The sequence below is a fragment of the Pseudoalteromonas sp. Scap03 genome (assembly GCF_013393115.1).
GTDB lineage: Bacteria > Pseudomonadota > Gammaproteobacteria > Enterobacterales > Alteromonadaceae > Pseudoalteromonas.
This window is the reverse complement of record NZ_VDEU01000001.1, coordinates 2969661-2985192: the sequence shown is the minus strand read 5'-3', so window position 1 is coordinate 2985192 and position 15532 is coordinate 2969661. Positions and strand designations below refer to the sequence as shown.

Below are 15532 nucleotides of genomic sequence, written 5' to 3'. Positions count from 1 at the left end.
TTAAAATGAACAACCAAGTTATAAATATTAATCAAATAGAACTGGCAAATGATAAACCTTTCGTTTTATTTGGTGGCATGAACGTACTGGAATCACGTGATTTAGCGATGCGTATTGCCGAGCATTATGTTGAAGTGACCACTAAATTAAATATTCCTTATGTATTTAAGGCGTCATTTGATAAAGCCAATCGCTCGTCAATCAATTCTTACCGTGGTCCAGGCATGGAAGAAGGCTTAAAGATATTTGAAGAGATTAAAAATACCTTTAATATTCCGCTGATCACCGATGTGCACGAACCTCATCAAGCAGCACCGGTTGCTGAGGTTGTTGATGTTATTCAGCTACCGGCATTTTTGGCTCGTCAAACAGACTTAGTGGTTGCAATGGCAAAAACAGGCGCGATTATTAATGTGAAAAAGCCACAGTTTTTAGCCCCACATGAAATGCGTCATATCATTACTAAATTTAATGAAGCGGGCAATAATAATGTGGCCTTGTGTGAACGTGGTTCAAGCTTTGGTTATAACAACCTAGTGGTTGATATGCTGGGCATGGATGACATGAAAACCATGGCGCCCGTTATATTTGACGCTACTCATGCGCTACAACGTCCTGGCGGTCGAGCTGATTCAGCCGATGGTCGTCGTGCTCAAGCAGCAGAACTGGCTCGTAGTGGCATGGCACTGGGTATTGCAGGCTTATTTATTGAAGCACACCCAAATCCAAATGAAGCAAAATGTGATGGCCCTTGTGCATTAGCACTGAGTAAATTAGAAGGGTACTTATCGCAAATGAAAGCGGTTGATGATTTAATCAAAAGCTTTGCTCCGCTTGATACCAGTGCTAGCGATTTATAAAAAAGTGATTAACTCATTAAAAAGCGACTTAGGTCGCTTTTTTTGTGGCTTGAATATACTCTTTCCCAGCATAGGTATATAATTCACCGCATAAGAAAAACTAATTCTAAGCTTGGTTGCCATGTCAAGACGAGTTCCTCCATTAAACGCGCTAAAAGCTTTTGAAGCTGCAGCCCGTCATTTAAGCTTTACTAAAGCCGCAGAAGAGTTGTATGTGACGCAGGCTGCGGTAAGTCATCAAATTAAAACCCTCGAAGAGCACTTAGGGTTAAAGTTGTTTTTGCGTAAAAATCGCTCGTTACTTCTAACCGAAGAAGGTCAAGGCTACTTTTTAGATATTAAAGAGATTTTTACTCAGCTAATTGACGCAACCGAAAAGCTACTAGCCCGTGGTGCAAAAGGCTCGCTAACAGTGAGTTTAACCCCGAGCTTTGCGATTCAATGGCTTATTCCTCGATTGAGCTTATTTAACGAGTTACACCCTGAAATTGATGTGCGAATTAAAGCCCAAGATCAGGACGAAAACTCGTTAACAGACGATGTTGATATTTCAATTTATTATGGTCGCGGTCATTGGAGTGGCGTACAAGCTTATAAATTGCACACTGAATACTTAGTGCCACTGTGTAGCCCATTATTGTTAAGTGGCCCTAGAGCGCTTAATCAACCAAGTGATTTAGCAAACCATACCTTGTTGCATGACACCACTCGTAAAAACTGGAAAACGTGGATGAAAACCGCGGGTGTTCGCAACGTACAAGTTAATCAAGGGCCTATTTTTAGTCATTCATCTATGGTGCTGCAAGCTGCGGTACATGGCCAAGGTGTTGCAATTGGTAATAGTGTTTTAGCAAAACCAGATATTGATGCAGGTCGATTAGTGATCCCGTTTAATCACAGTTTAGAAAGTAAAAACGCCTATTACTTGGTGATCCGTGAGTCGCAAAATGAATTAGGTAAAATTGTGTCATTTAAAGATTGGATGTTAAGCCTAGTTGAGCAGGAGCAAGAATATTAATGAGCATTGAATGGGTTAAAAGCAGTCAGCAACCTGCAATCGCACAGTTTATATTTGCGCATGGTGCAGGGGCTGGCAGTGATTCTGAGTTTATGCAAACCATGGCCAAACAGCTCAGTGAGTATGGTATTGACGTTGGGCTGTTTGATTTTGAATACATGCAAATTGCTAAACAAACCAATAAACGTCGCCCACCAGAGCGAGCACCAAAATTACTTACATATTTTGAGCATATACTTACTCAAGCTGATGCAAATTTACCGCTATTTATAGGGGGTAAATCAATGGGCGGGCGCATGGCGTCTATGCTTGCTTGCTCAGCCTCGCATACTGTTTTAGGTGTACTTGCGTTTGGTTATCCGTTTCATCCACCGGGCAAGCCAGAAAAGCTCCGAACAGATCACTTTGCAGACATACCATGTCCTTTTTTAGTACTACAAGGTGAACGAGACACCTTTGGCACCCGTGAAGAGCTTGCCACAATGGCAATGCCAAAACAGCCGCAGTATATATGGTTAACTGATGGTGACCACTCACTAAAACCACGTAAAAAAAGTGGTATAACCGAGCAACAAAACCTTAATGTTGCAGCAATGCAGGCGGCTAACTTTATCAAAAGCACCATTGAGAATGTAAAAGAGGAAAAACATGATTAAACTATTTTTACTCGCAGGCAGCTTTTTTTGTATGCTTTCAGTGATACTGGGCGCATTTGCTGCCCATGGTTTAAAAAGTCGCTTATCAGATTACGCTATTGGTATTTTTAAAACCGCCGCCGAGTATCAAATGGTACATGGGCTGGCACTGATTGCAGTGGCAATCTTAATAAAGTGGGGCATTAACTTAAGCATGGCAGGTGGTTTTTTTATAGCGGGTACACTGTTATTTAGTGGCAGCTTATATTTACTGGCTTTAACCGGCTTAAAGTGGCTGGGCCCAATTACACCTCTAGGTGGACTGTGTTTTATTATTGGTTGGATAGTTATTTTAGTGCAAGTTGCACGATTTAAGTTTTAAAGAGTTTAAGGGTTAATATGTCTAGTGTTGTGATTTACTGTCGTAGTGGTTTTGAAAGCGATGCCGCTGCTGAAATAACGTTTCACGCCGCCGAGCAAGGGTTTGCAGGGTATGTAAAAGCAAAACCAAATACCGGTTATGTTATTTATGAATGTTTTGAAGCGCAGCACAGCGACGAAATAATCAAAAAAGTTGATTTTAAAAATATGGTATTTGCACGCCAATGGTTTGCCGGTAACCTGATAGAAAATATGCCATTAGAGGATAGAGTGGGCGCTATTGTAGATGCCGCAAAAGACTTTACTTTATGCTCTGAACTACGAGTAGAAACACCCGATACCAACGAGGGCAAAGAGTTACTGACTTTTTGTAAAAAAATATCAACTCCGCTTAAAAAAGCGCTCGAGAAACAAAACACCGTATTGCGTGAACCAAAAGCCAATCGTCCAGTAATGCATGTGCTGTTTTTAGCTAATAATACTGCGTATGTGGGTCACTCTTATAGCTATAACAACTCACCTTTCTTTATGGGGATTCTGCGTTTACGTATGCCAAACGATGGCCCAAGCCGTTCAACCCTTAAGTTAGATGAAGCATTTAATGTATTTATTCCTGAGCAGCAGCGTGAGTCAAGAGTACAAGCTGGGATGCGCAGCGTTGATTTAGGTGCTTGCCCAGGTGGTTGGACTTATCAGTTGGTTCGCCGTGGTATGTTTGTTAGCGCGATAGATAATGGCCCAATGAATGAAAGTTTAATGGAAACAGGACAAGTAAAACATTTTAGGGAGGATGGTTTTAAATACCGTCCAGAAAAAAGAAACATAACTTGGTTAGTTTGCGATATGGTAGAAAAGCCAACGAAAGTAACTAACTTGATGATTGACTGGGCAGTAAATGCCTATGCAAAAGAGCTTATTTTCAATCTAAAATTACCGATGAAAAAACGCTTTGATAGTGTGTATGAATGTCTAAAAATGATTAGAGAAGAAATGGCGAAGTTTAGTATTAGCTACGAATTACAAGCTAAGCATTTGTACCATGATCGTGAAGAAATAACGGTGCACTTAAACGTAATTAAAGTACCACAAAGCTTATATAGTTAATCTATTGGCGAGTATAAAAAAATGGGCCGGCTGGCCCATTTTATTTTAACTACGATATTGTGGACGGTAATGCTCAACCCATAGCCGCGTAGCGCCGCATACTGCCACAGGCATCACAATTAAATTTATAAATGGGATAGCGGTTAGCAGCATCACTGCAAAACCAAACCCGTAAGATAAGCCTTGTTTGCTTTTTAGATCATTTTTCATTTGGGTAAAGCTGATTTTGTGGTTATCAAAAGCATAATCTTTATATTGCACCGCATACATCCAGCAGGTAAAAAGCACCCAGAGCACTTGGCCTATTACCGGTAACACCCACAATAGAATAAAAAAGCCGATTGCGCGTGGGAGGTAGTAGCAAAGCTTAGTCCATTCTCGGCCCAGCATTCGCGGCACATCTTTTACTAAATCAGCTAATCCGTCATCGTTAATTTTTTGACCAGTTAAGTATAGCTCAACCTTTTCACTTAGTAAGCCATTGAAAGGGGCGGCTATAAAATTAGTAATAACGGTAAATAACATACTGTAACTAAACAGCACCACCAGTACAGCAATTGGCCACATTAACCATTCGAGCCAACTAAGCCATTCTGGAAGCATTGAATTTACAGCGTTAAAGCCATCACTAAGCCAGCCAAATAAAAAGAATAAGGAGCTACCAAATAATAAAATATTAATAAGTAGGGGTATAAGCACAAAGCGTTTTAGCCCTTTTTGACTAATTAACTTAAACCCGGAAAAAAAATATTCCATACCTTGTGTTATTTGCACACTAACCTCACCAATTATTTATATTTTAGCTATTATAAATAGCCTGATGATTTTAAACAGTACTTTTAAGTAACAAAGTATTTAATAAATGGAATTTCAAATAGAATGATAATAAATTGTTAGCTTGGGCAATTGCTTTGAATTCTTCGAAAGTGCTTAATGAAATAAAATGCTCGGCAATAGACAAAATTACCATAGATGCTAATTTCAATATTATGTATAGTCAAAAGACTATAATAAATTATTATATAGAATATAGCGGCGTATTTAGCGTAAGTGACTGTTGAGGAATATAATTTGATTGAAATAATGAGACTCAGAAAGCTGCTTTCTCAGCAACAAAATATATTATCTAAAATAGCCTTGGGTGCGCCACTTGATGAAGTACTTGAAAATATTTGTTTATCTATTGAGGAGCTTATTGAAGACTCCTCTGCAAAGTGCTCTATATTAACACTCAAAGGTGAACAGCTATTTCATAGTGCGGCCCCGAATATTGCAAAGGGTTACTGTGAGGCAATTAATGGCGTACATATCGGCCCCAGTGTTGGCTCATGCGGTACTGCAGTGTATGAAAAAAAGCGAGTAATAGCCTCAGATATTGCAACATCACCCTTATGGGAAAACTATAAAGCGTTGGCATTGAGTTTTGATTTAAGGTCGTGCTGGTCAACCCCTATTATTTCAACACAATCAGACATATTAGGCACTTTTGCAATTTATCATGACAGTGCCAAGTCACCGACAACTCAAGATTTAGAGTTAATAGACTTTTTTGTTGATTTCACCAGTATTGCTTTAGAAAAGCACACAGAGTCACTAAAATCAAAAGTGTTACTTGCAGAATTACAGCAAAGTAATGAAAAGTTTAAAGCCTTCGCAAAAGTACTTCCCGATCTAACCCTCATTTTGAGTGAAGAAGGGGAGTATACCAACGTTTACGGCACTGCTAATGAAAGTTTATATTTAAGCAAAGAGCATGTGATTAATCGAAATGTCAGAGATATTATGCCTCCCGAGGATTCTAATCCTATTATGGAGGTAATTGCCAAAACGCTTCAAACTAATGAAGTTCAAGTGTTTGAGTATCAGCTAAATATAAAAGGTAAGCAACTTACATTTGAAGGGCGAACAGCCCCGCTTGAAAGTTACCAACCTAATAATCCCTCTCAGCGACATGTAGTATGGATGGCCAGAGATATCTCTACTCGTAAAGCGGCAGAAGAGGAAGTGCAACGGTTAGCATTTTTTGACCCGCTTACAAACCTCCCGAACCGCAGAATGCTCAATGATAAACTCAGTATGTATGTTGAACAAATTAAGCAGTCTGATCACACGGGCGCACTCTTATTTTTAGATTTAGATAATTTTAAACGTATAAACGACTCATTAGGGCACAATGCCGGTGATGAAATACTGGTTGAGCTATCACAGCGACTAACGCGTGTTTTAAACCCAACAGATACCCTTGCCCGTGTTGGCGGTGATGAATTTATTATACTCATTGAGAATGTAGGAGATAGCCATAAGCAAGCGAGTCTTGAATCAGAATTAATGGCTAAAGTGGTACAAAGCGTTTTTTATGACAAGTTTGAGATAGGGGATTTGGCGTTTCAAGTAAGCTGCAGTATTGGTATATGTTTAATTAATAACGCCAATGCCATTAGCGAAAATATTTTAAAATTTGCAGATACCGCTATGTACCGCTCTAAAATGAAGGGTGGAAATAGCAGTAGCTTTTACGATCCTGCATTGCAAACCTTACTGGAAAATCAAACTGAGCTTGAAACAGATATAGTCAGAGCGATTGCATGTGATGAATTTTGTGCTTACTTTCAGCCTCAATTATCAATTGATGGCAGTATTATTGGTGCAGAAGCACTCATACGATGGAATCACCCAACCAAAGGACTAATCTCTCCTAATTCGTTTATTCCGATTGCCGAGCAATTTGGCTTAATTCAAAAGTTACAAAACATTGTATTGCGCGATATTTGTATTTTACTGGAAACACTTCGAGCTCATAACATACTGAAAACCCAGTTTAATGTGTCTATTAACATTAGCCAGTGTCAGTTTAATTCTTCTACTTTAAAAGGAGAATTGTTTAAAGCGATTGAGACGTATGATGTATTACCCTCACAAATTAAATTAGAGATCACTGAGTCCATGTTAGCGGGTGATTTAATGAGTACGGTAAAGCAAATGAAAGAGCTAAAGTCGCAGGGATTTGTATTTTCAATTGATGACTTTGGTACTGGCTACTCGTGTTTAAAGCACTTGAGTGTTTTACCGATAGACGAACTAAAAATAGATAAAAGCTTTATTGATAAAGTGTTGGATAACGCATCGGGACAAAGCATTGTTCAGTCTATTATTGGTTTAGGTCATAGTTTAGATATTAATATTGTAGCCGAAGGGGTCGAAAGTGCTGAGCAACTACATGTATTAAAGTCTATGGGTGTAAACGCAGTGCAAGGGTTCTTATTTGCAAAACCATTAACACACAGCAATTACTTAAAATGGCATAAAGAGCACCAATAACATCGTGCTTGTTACTAACTGAGGCGACAAGTTTAGTTACCCCAATCGATAAGTCGCTTTGTTTAACCTCTAATTGGGGAGTAACGTTTGCTAACTTACTGCGTTTTAGCTCAGACAGAAATGTATACTTTTTGTTTGTTTGCTAGCTAAGTGTAATGAGTTTTTTACTATTTTGTAACAGTTGCACAAATCATTGCTGTGGCATTGGTTTAGTGTTTTTAACGCGTTAAACTAGCCATTAATTGGCAATAAGTCTACTTGTTGTGACATTATCTAAGCGTAAACACGACAGGTACTTAAAACTTGCTTTTGAGTTGCTTTTTTGTTCGTTGTAACTATGGTTTAGGGTTATGTCATGGTATGTCGCTATGTCGGTAACTGTAAAAAACCATTAGGAGCGATAAATGAATACCACGAAAGCAGCTTTAAAGTCGGGTGAAATACACTCTCCCCGAGTAAAGTTTCTGGAAGGGGTTGATATACCCGTTTTTTTAATCAGTGGCGGTATATTAGTTTTATTTGCCGCGCTGGCACTGTACGACATAAAACTGATGTCGGATTGGATAAACTCTGCCTTTGCCTTCTCCACCAAAATATTTGGCGCCTTTTGGCAAGTTCTGCTGTTATTAACCTTTGTGATTGGCATATTTTTAGCCGTAGGCCGCACCGGTTCAGTGGTGCTCGGCGGTTTAAAAACCCCTGAAATATCTACCTTCAAATGGATAAGTATAATTATGTGTACTTTGCTTGCAGGTGGCGGTGTATTTTGGGCCGCAGCAGAGCCAATGGCACACTTTATTTCTCCGCCCCCGTTATTTGGTGGTGAAACCGGCACAAAGGATGCCGCCTACAATGCTCTTGCACAAAGCTTTATGCACTGGGGCTTTTTAGCCTGGGCTATTTTAGGTAGTTTGACCGGTATTGTTTATATGCATCTCCATTACGAAAAAGGCTTACCGCTTAAACCACGCACTTTGCTTTACCCCGTATTTGGCGATCGCGCAATGAAAGGTGCGCTTGGTACTATTGTTGATGCATGTTGTGTACTCGCTGTGGTTGCTGGCACTGTTGGTCCTATTGGTTTTTTAGGTTTACAAGTGAGTTTTGGTCTAGAAAAATTGTTTGCCATTCCTGATACCTACACCACGCAGGTGGTTATTTTATTTAGCTTAATTGGAATTTACACACTTTCAGCGGTAAGTGGGGTTACCAAAGGTATTCAGCTACTAAGCCGTTTTAATGTTGTACTGGCAGTGTTGCTGATGTTGTTTATATTACTAATGGGGCCAACTGCGTTTATTATCGACAGTTACATTCATTCCTTTGGTTTGTATTTAGATAACTTTATTCCTATGGCTACATTTCGTGCCGATAAACCGTGGCTAGACTGGTGGACTGTATTCTTTTGGGGCTGGTTTTTAGGTTATGGCCCATTAATGGCTATGTTCGTTGCACGTATATCCCGTGGACGTACTATTCGTGAAATGATTTTACTTATTTCTGTGGTTGCCCCTGTGATCACGTGTTTTTGGTTTACTATTGTTGGCGGCTCAGGCATCTTTTTTGAATTAAATAATCCTGGCGTTATATCAGAGCCTTTTGCTGGGCTTAATTTGCCAGCGGCATTGTTAGCCATCACTGAGCAGTTACCTATGGGATTTGTTGTGTCGGTGTTATTTTTAGTACTGACCACTATTTTTGTGGCAACAACAGGTGATTCAATGACGTATTCGGTATCTATGGTAATGACGGGTACCGATCACCCACAAACGTCTATTCGAGTGTTTTGGGGGATTATGATGGGGGTGATGGCGGCGTTGCTTATTTCTATAGGCGAGGGCGGAATTTCAGCCTTGCAGTCGTTTATTGTGGTCACTGCGGTGCCAGTTTCGTTTGTGTTACTACCTTCGTTGTGGACAGCACCACAAATAGTTAAGAAAATGGCAGACGAACAAGGGCTTTAATAATTGATAAAGAGCGCTAATAAGCGCTCTTTTTCTGGGTACATCATATTCTCACCTTGTTATTGAGCTATTTATTATCCTAGCAATAAACTAACCCACTAAAAATAACTTAGCCTAAGTAGGTTGTTCATTCCTATCGATACGGTATAGTTTAAATATATTTAAGCATAACCTTGAGATAAACCATGCAGTTAGTCGACTTAGACCCTTGTGATCAGGATGTGATCAACGTATTTGCTGACATAGATCGACTTATTAGCTCATTATATCCTGTAGCAACTTCACAAGCGCTTACAGTTAATGAGCTTGGCCTACCGGGCGTTTACGCTGTAGGGTTAAAAAATCAAGACGGAATAGTTGCCTGTGGCGCGATAGTAAAGCAATTTGATGGTAGCTGGTATGGCGAAATTAGACGGCTTTACGTAAAACCTAGCTATCGCGGAAAAGGCTTATCGCGGCGTATTATGCAAATTTTATTGCACTATGCAGGCGAAGAAGAAATCCCAATCATAAAACTAGAAACAGGACCAAAGCAAATACAATCAATCCATCTTTATGAGAATTTAGGGTTTGTGCAATGTGCCCCTTTTGGTGAATACACAGAAAACCCGAATAGCTTATTTATGGAGCTTGCGCTCAGCTAATATTGCTTTGTTTGAAGCTTTTATTTATCAATTTCAATCCTAACTCGTTACGAGTAGAAATACTTGTTGGACATGAATCACTATTTTTCTTTTAATGCGCGGCAACTAGCCGGTTTGGCATTCATAAATAAAAGAGAAAGATAAATGAAAGAGACAACATCACTAGAACAAGCTCGTACGAGCTACAACGTTCGTCATTGGAGCCAAGGTTTTTTTGGTATTAATGATCAAGGTGATGTGTATGTTGCGCCAAAGGCTGATGCCCCACAGCAAACCATTGCACTAACAGACATTGCTAAGCAGCTTGAAGAAAAAGGCTTAAGTTTGCCAGCACTCGTTCGTTTTCCACAAATATTACACCATCGTGTGCATAGCTTATGTGGCGCATTTAATACCGCAATAGAAAGCTATGGGTATCCAAAAGACTATTTATTAGTTTATCCGATTAAAGTAAATCAACAGCGCGAAGTCGTTGAAGAAATTGTTGCCAGTCAAGCACAAGTAGAAAAAAAACAGCTAGGTTTAGAAGCAGGCAGCAAGCCAGAGTTATTAACCGTATTAGCATTGGCTGAAAAAACCAGTGCGGTGATTGTGTGTAATGGCTACAAAGATAAAGAATATGTGCGCTTAGCGCTGATTGGCGAAAAGCTGGGTCATAAAGTGTATATCGTACTTGAGAAATTGTCTGAGCTGGACATGGTGCTTAGCCAAGCCAAAGAACTTAATGTAAAACCGCGTATTGGTATTCGTGTGCGTTTAGCATCGCAGGGCAAAGGAAAATGGCAAGCAAGTGGCGGTGAAAAATCGAAGTTTGGGTTGTCTGCTTCGCAAGTGCTGTATGTAGTAAACCGTTTAAAAGAAACTGATCAGCTTGATTTAGTACAGCTTGTGCATTTTCACTTAGGGTCGCAAATGGCCAACATTCGTGATGTACGCTTAGGTGTAAGTGAAGCTGCTCGTTTTTATTGTGAATTACGTAAGTTGGGTGCACACGTAGAGTGCCTTGATGTAGGGGGCGGTTTAGCGGTTGATTACGACGGCACACGCAGTCAATCACACAACTCAATGAACTACAGTTTAGCTGAATACGCAAATAATATTGTGTACACCATAGGTGATATTTGTAAGCAGTATGAACAGCCTTTTCCTACCATTATTTCAGAGTCGGGAAGAGCATTAACAGCGCATCACGCGGTACTAATTTCCAATGTAATTGGCACCGAAACGTATACACCGGAAGAAATAGAAGCGCCAGCTGATGATGCGCCGCAATTACTTAAAAATATGTGGATTTCATGGCAACAATTGCATGTGCTTACTGATGACCGTGCATTAATTGAGATTTTTCACGACAGCCAAGGTGATTTAGCTGAAGCGCATAGCCAGTTTGCGATGGGATTATTAGATTTAACTCAGCGTGCATGGGCAGAGCAAATAAACTTACGCGTGTGTTATGAACTTAATAAATTAATGGATAACAAAAACCGTTTTCATCGACCGATTATAGATGATCTGAATGCGCGTTTAGCGGACAAGTTTTTTGTCAATTTCTCATTGTTTCAGTCATTGCCTGACGCGTGGGGTATTGACCAAGTGTTTCCGGTATTGCCTTTAAGTGGTTTAACGCAAGCTCCACAAAAGCGGGCTGTGTTACTAGATATCACCTGTGATTCAGATGGCGCTTTAGAGCACTATGTTGATGGTCAAGGTATTGAAAGTACGTTACCAGTACCTGAGTTCACAGCAGATAAACCTTATTTAATGGGTTTTTTCTTAGTAGGTGCCTATCAAGAGATTTTAGGCGATATGCATAACTTATTTGGTGATACGCACAGTGCTATTGTCAATATGGATGAGCAAGGTATTGCTAGCATTACAGAAATTAATCATGGTGATACTGTGGCTGATATGATGCGTTATGTACATTTAGATGTTGAAGGTTTTCAGCAGTCATATGCGCAGTTAGTGAGCGCAAAAATTGCACCAGATGAACAGCAAAGCGTTTTAGACGAGTTGCAAAGCGGCCTTGATGGCTACACTTATTTAGAAGAGTTATAAGCAATGTCTAGCTTGTTTGGTTGTGTTGACCACTCACTGTACTCAAATGGGATGACGTTTTTACGTCGTCCTATGGTACAAAACATTAACGCGATTGAAGCCGATGTAGTGGTACTGGGTTTACCGTTTGATTTGGCCACTTCAGGGCGCCCTGGTGCCCGCTTAGGGCCTGATGCTATTCGCAGAGCATCGGTACATTTAGCATGGGAAGATACAAAATACCCATGGACATTTCCATTGTTTGAGCGCTTAACCGTGGCGGATGCTGGCGACTTTACTTATCCGGTAGGCGACCCTGAATATTTTACCGCGCAATTAGAAATGGCGGCAGAGCAAATACTTCGCCAAGGTAAAACATTATTAGGCTTGGGTGGCGATCATTTCGTAACGTTACCACTATTGCGCGCACATGCAAAAATTCATGGCAAAATGGCATTAGTTCACTTCGATGCGCATACCGATACCTATAGCAACGGCTCGCGTTTTGATCACGGCACCATGTTTTATCATGCGCCAATGGAAGGGTTAATTGATGTTAATCACAGTATTCAGCTAGGCATTCGTACTGACTTTGATCAAAGCAGGCATGAGTTTGCAGTGATTGATGCCATGCAAGCCAATGATCTGCATGCGAATGATATTGCAGCTCAGATTATTGAGCGAGTGGGTGATTTACCGGTTTACTTAACCTTTGATATAGATTGTTTAGACCCCGCCTTTGCACCAGGTACGGGCACACCCGTGTGTGGTGGTTTAACCTCTGATAAAGTGCTTAAAATCTTACGCGCACTGAAAGGGGTTAATATGGTGGGAATGGATGTGGTTGAAGTATCCCCGTCGTACGACCAAAGTGAGCTTACCGCCATTGCCGCTGCAACGATTGCCAGTGAATTACTGCATTTGTGGGCATTTAAGCATAAATATTAATATGTGTTAATGCAGTTTAAAAAGCGCCAATTTGGCGCTTTTTTTGTATGAAAATAAAAGACTATTAAAACTGCATATTGTGCTTTTTAGCATAAATAAAAAACACCGGAATTTCGATTATGACGTAAGTTAAAAAAGTAAACCAAAACCAATTAACTTCAAATACTAACCAGCTAAATTGCACGCCCGAGTTGTAATAAAGGCTAGATGCAATTAATAGTGTAATGCCCGTTGCAAATAAATCTTGCACCGATACTTTTTTAAAGCTACTGCCTGCAAAGCGCGGATAAATAAATCCGTAGCCAAGCGTTATCATAATGATAACTAATAACAATAAATTTAGTTCAGGGGTCATTGTGGTTTATATTGCCTCGCATATTCTATTCGCTCTTGGGAACTTGGGTGCGTTGATAAATACTTTAACCAAGCATCATCATAGCTCCCTTCTTGCGCTTGTAAATTCTTTTCCAGTGCTTCAATTGCATCAGCAAAGTCGTGGTTAGAATAGCCTAATTTTAAAAGGTTTTTAATCGCATATATATCGGCTTCTTGTTCCATATCTCGCGAAAACGCTTGTTGTAAAAAAGATGAACCAGAGCCAAGCACGACTTCTAATATACCTTCTAAGTCACCAAAAATAACTGCAAATACAACGGTGCTCGCTGCAGCTTGTGCCGCAAGTCGAATGCTGTGATGGTGCTGAACATGACCAATTTCATGAAGTAAAATAGCACGCAGGGCATCAGGATCATTTTTTAATAGATCAACAAGTTCGTCAGTTACTACAACCCGACCATTTGGAAGAGCAAACGCATTAGCTGAAAAATAATCAGACTGATAAAAAGATAGCCTAAACTTTGCACTGTCTAAATTGAGCGAGTTAAGCATTAAACGCCATTGTTGCTGTATTTCTGATTGCTTATTAGTGGAAAGTTGAGAAGGTTCCAATGCGACTTTTTCTATTACACTGAGCGTTTGCTCTCCCATCGTTTCAATTGTCGAGGCAGGTGCTAAGTTAACGCTATAAACGGCTACTGATGGTATTAAGCGGTATAAAATTAACCAAAGTAATAGGGGAATTAGCAGCACGGATGCAACAATAAGAATCTTATTTTTTTCTAAGCGTTCACTGAGTCCATGCTCTTTAAGCGCGAATGGCCACCTAAATTCTAAATCTTGAGGAATAAATCGCCCACCATCAGCAAAATTTAACTCTGACGCCATGCCAGGTAACGGGCTATCAAGTTGGCAATTGTCTATTTTTGATGCAAGTAACGTCGTATTCTCAGAGTCAACAAGTGTTATTTGCTCATGGGAAAGGTGTGCATAGCTTTTAATATGTTGGCTGCTATTAGGGTAATAATAACAGCCAAAAATAGGATAATTACTCATTAGGTGAGTGAAATATCAATATCAAACACATTGGCCGCTTCTTCAGCAAATGATGACTGCTCATTTTGTGCAACATCAATCAACGAAAGTGCGCCGCTATAAATAGTGACTTCAGTAACCGATGCTAACAGCTTTGCTCTGCGTACTTTAGCCCAAGGGTAGGCCAGTCCTAAGGTAAATATAATTGCCAATACATTGGTAAATAGTAAGATGGCATAGTCAATGGCTTTTAAGTTCGAATCAAAGGTAGCTACTTCTGTAAATTCACTGTTATTAAAAATATGATTTCGAATAAGCGAATGATAAACAGCGCCTACCAGTGTTAAAAACGCAACATACAACGTAGCAATTAATAGCGGCACTACAATTGTCGAAAGGCTAAAGTTTTGTGTGTTTAAGTTATCGATAGTTAAGGCACTTGCACCAGCAAAGAAGCCAAAAATAACTAAGCCACCTATTGCAACTCCTAGGGTAATAAGTGCTGCGATGTAATAGCGTTCGCCCTGAAGATTTACTGTAAGTGGTTTATTTCCATAGCTGATGTTTTCATGCATATATTGATCAATTCGCTTTAATACATACGGCAGTAATAGGTGTAATGTGAATACACTTGCAATAGGCAATAAAACGAAGTTAATAAATGCATCGCCGTAATTACCTGAAAAGGCAAAGCGTACATTACGATGGCGAGTCATACGCATATTAAAACGCAGACCTTGGTTGATGATCCACGGCAATAAAAATAAAAAGCCAATAGCAAATAAAAGGCCTATTGCCGGTGCGAGGCTGCTAAGTAAGGTGTAAATTAAAAATGCGATGACCGCTAAAATGCGCCCTTTTAAAATTTGTATTGGGGTCGCTAGATAGTCAAAGCTATGGCCGTCGATACGCGTATGACCGTAAAAATAACGGTAGGTGCGCACTTTTGCCCATGCAGAGTAAATTCCGAGAGTAATAATACTAAGTAGTATATTAACACTCCATATGCCAAAAAATTCGCCGGCTTTGCCGCTAAATTGTACTTTACCGCTAAAAATAGCAGGGGGTGTTTGATTTGACTCAGATGAAGTTGGGTGTACTGGTTCCATTTTAAAAATATATCCATGTAGTTTTTTGTAAATTTACCTTTTTTAGATAAAAAAAACAATCTTTATAATTAGCTAGCTGATTGTAAGTAGGCTATTTTTATTGCTTTTACTGTTTATGGGGCTGCACTTTAAGTCACCTCTGG

General features: G+C 39.8%; 14 protein-coding genes. 10 read left to right on the top strand and 4 right to left on the bottom strand.

Annotated features, from left to right (window positions below; all coding sequences use genetic code 11):
• The first annotated feature begins 5 nt into the window (after positions 1-5).
• The 5 genes from kdsA (at position 6) to rlmM (ending at position 3998) form a co-directional block, all read left to right on the top strand.
• On the top strand, positions 6-860 hold the full coding sequence (gene kdsA, locus FHG08_RS13675) for a 3-deoxy-8-phosphooctulonate synthase (protein WP_054202475.1): 855 nt from the start codon (positions 6-8) through the stop codon (positions 858-860).
• 121 nt (positions 861-981) lie between these two features.
• Complete coding sequence (locus FHG08_RS13670; RefSeq protein ID WP_008115185.1) at positions 982-1878, top strand: transcriptional regulator GcvA; 897 nt, start codon at positions 982-984, stop codon at positions 1876-1878.
• Positions 1878-2534, top strand: a complete 657-nt coding sequence (locus FHG08_RS13665) for an alpha/beta family hydrolase (RefSeq protein ID WP_075169567.1) — start codon at positions 1878-1880, stop codon at positions 2532-2534. Before FHG08_RS13670 ends, FHG08_RS13665 begins: the two co-directional genes overlap by 1 nt.
• Positions 2527-2895, top strand: a complete 369-nt coding sequence (locus FHG08_RS13660; protein ID WP_010388367.1) for a DUF423 domain-containing protein — start codon at positions 2527-2529, stop codon at positions 2893-2895. The genes FHG08_RS13665 and FHG08_RS13660 overlap by 8 nt, the downstream gene beginning before the upstream one ends.
• A gap of 17 nt (positions 2896-2912) precedes the next feature.
• Positions 2913-3998, top strand: a complete 1086-nt coding sequence (gene rlmM, locus FHG08_RS13655) for a 23S rRNA (cytidine(2498)-2'-O)-methyltransferase RlmM (protein WP_138608934.1) — start codon at positions 2913-2915, stop codon at positions 3996-3998.
• Between the two features lie 45 nt (positions 3999-4043).
• Here rlmM and cysZ read toward each other — a convergent pair whose 3' ends face one another.
• Positions 4044-4754 (bottom strand): sulfate transporter CysZ, encoded by a 711-nt coding sequence (gene cysZ, locus FHG08_RS13650; protein WP_218651688.1) that lies wholly within the window; start codon positions 4752-4754, stop codon positions 4044-4046.
• Positions 4755-5069: 315 nt separating this feature from the next.
• On the opposite strand from cysZ, the gene FHG08_RS13645 reads away from it, so the two are divergent.
• The 5 genes from FHG08_RS13645 to speB all read left to right on the top strand — a co-directional run bounded on the left by FHG08_RS13645 (position 5070) and on the right by speB (position 12909).
• Positions 5070-7316: a bifunctional diguanylate cyclase/phosphodiesterase gene (locus FHG08_RS13645; RefSeq protein ID WP_178956291.1), complete on the top strand. Its 2247-nt coding sequence runs from the start codon at positions 5070-5072 to the stop codon at positions 7314-7316.
• A gap of 404 nt (positions 7317-7720) precedes the next feature.
• The gene (locus FHG08_RS13640) at positions 7721-9280 is read left to right on the top strand and encodes a BCCT family transporter (RefSeq protein ID WP_054202480.1); all 1560 of its coding nucleotides are present in this window, start codon (positions 7721-7723) and stop codon (positions 9278-9280) included.
• Between the two features lie 185 nt (positions 9281-9465).
• Positions 9466-9924 (top strand): GNAT family N-acetyltransferase, encoded by a 459-nt coding sequence (locus FHG08_RS13635; RefSeq protein ID WP_008467955.1) that lies wholly within the window; start codon positions 9466-9468, stop codon positions 9922-9924.
• A gap of 144 nt (positions 9925-10068) precedes the next feature.
• Entirely contained in the window at positions 10069-11982 is a 1914-nt protein-coding gene (gene speA, locus FHG08_RS13630) for a biosynthetic arginine decarboxylase (protein WP_178956290.1), read from the top strand.
• Positions 11983-11985: 3 nt separating this feature from the next.
• Positions 11986-12909, top strand: coding sequence for an agmatinase (gene speB / locus FHG08_RS13625; protein ID WP_010388380.1), 924 nt, complete (start codon positions 11986-11988; stop codon positions 12907-12909).
• 64 nt (positions 12910-12973) lie between these two features.
• Here the strand turns inward: speB and FHG08_RS13620 are convergent, their stop codons facing one another.
• From FHG08_RS13620 to FHG08_RS13610, 3 genes are read right to left on the bottom strand one after another with little or no spacing between them, the layout of a single operon-like run.
• Entirely contained in the window at positions 12974-13264 is a 291-nt protein-coding gene (locus FHG08_RS13620) for a hypothetical protein (protein WP_138622793.1), read from the bottom strand.
• Complete coding sequence (locus tag FHG08_RS13615) at positions 13261-14301, bottom strand: M48 family metallopeptidase (RefSeq protein ID WP_178956289.1); 1041 nt, start codon at positions 14299-14301, stop codon at positions 13261-13263. The genes FHG08_RS13620 and FHG08_RS13615 overlap by 4 nt, the downstream gene beginning before the upstream one ends.
• Entirely contained in the window at positions 14301-15389 is a 1089-nt protein-coding gene (locus FHG08_RS13610) for a YjgN family protein (RefSeq protein WP_138571245.1), read from the bottom strand. The genes FHG08_RS13615 and FHG08_RS13610 overlap by 1 nt, the downstream gene beginning before the upstream one ends.
• Positions 15390-15532 lie beyond the last annotated feature (143 nt).

Bases quoted from the DNA above. Each gene is read 5' to 3' on its own strand.
- speA (WP_178956290.1), top strand. From the start codon at position 10,069: ATGAAAGAGACAACATCACTAGAACAAGCTCGTACGAGCTACAACGTT.
- kdsA (WP_054202475.1), top strand. From the start codon at position 6: ATGAACAACCAAGTTATAAATATTAATCAAATAGAACTGGCAAATGAT.
- FHG08_RS13640 (WP_054202480.1), top strand. From the start codon at position 7,721: ATGAATACCACGAAAGCAGCTTTAAAGTCGGGTGAAATACACTCTCCC.
- cysZ (WP_218651688.1), bottom strand. From the start codon at position 4,754: ATGGAATATTTTTTTTCCGGGTTTAAGTTAATTAGTCAAAAAGGGCTA.
- speB (WP_010388380.1), top strand. From the start codon at position 11,986: ATGTCTAGCTTGTTTGGTTGTGTTGACCACTCACTGTACTCAAATGGG.
- FHG08_RS13615 (WP_178956289.1), bottom strand. From the start codon at position 14,301: ATGAGTAATTATCCTATTTTTGGCTGTTATTATTACCCTAATAGCAGC.
- rlmM (WP_138608934.1), top strand. From the start codon at position 2,913: ATGTCTAGTGTTGTGATTTACTGTCGTAGTGGTTTTGAAAGCGATGCC.
- FHG08_RS13635 (WP_008467955.1), top strand. From the start codon at position 9,466: ATGCAGTTAGTCGACTTAGACCCTTGTGATCAGGATGTGATCAACGTA.
- FHG08_RS13620 (WP_138622793.1), bottom strand. From the start codon at position 13,264: ATGACCCCTGAACTAAATTTATTGTTATTAGTTATCATTATGATAACG.
- FHG08_RS13665 (WP_075169567.1), top strand. From the start codon at position 1,878: ATGAGCATTGAATGGGTTAAAAGCAGTCAGCAACCTGCAATCGCACAG.
- FHG08_RS13610 (WP_138571245.1), bottom strand. From the start codon at position 15,389: ATGGAACCAGTACACCCAACTTCATCTGAGTCAAATCAAACACCCCCT.
- FHG08_RS13660 (WP_010388367.1), top strand. From the start codon at position 2,527: ATGATTAAACTATTTTTACTCGCAGGCAGCTTTTTTTGTATGCTTTCA.
- FHG08_RS13670 (WP_008115185.1), top strand. From the start codon at position 982: ATGTCAAGACGAGTTCCTCCATTAAACGCGCTAAAAGCTTTTGAAGCT.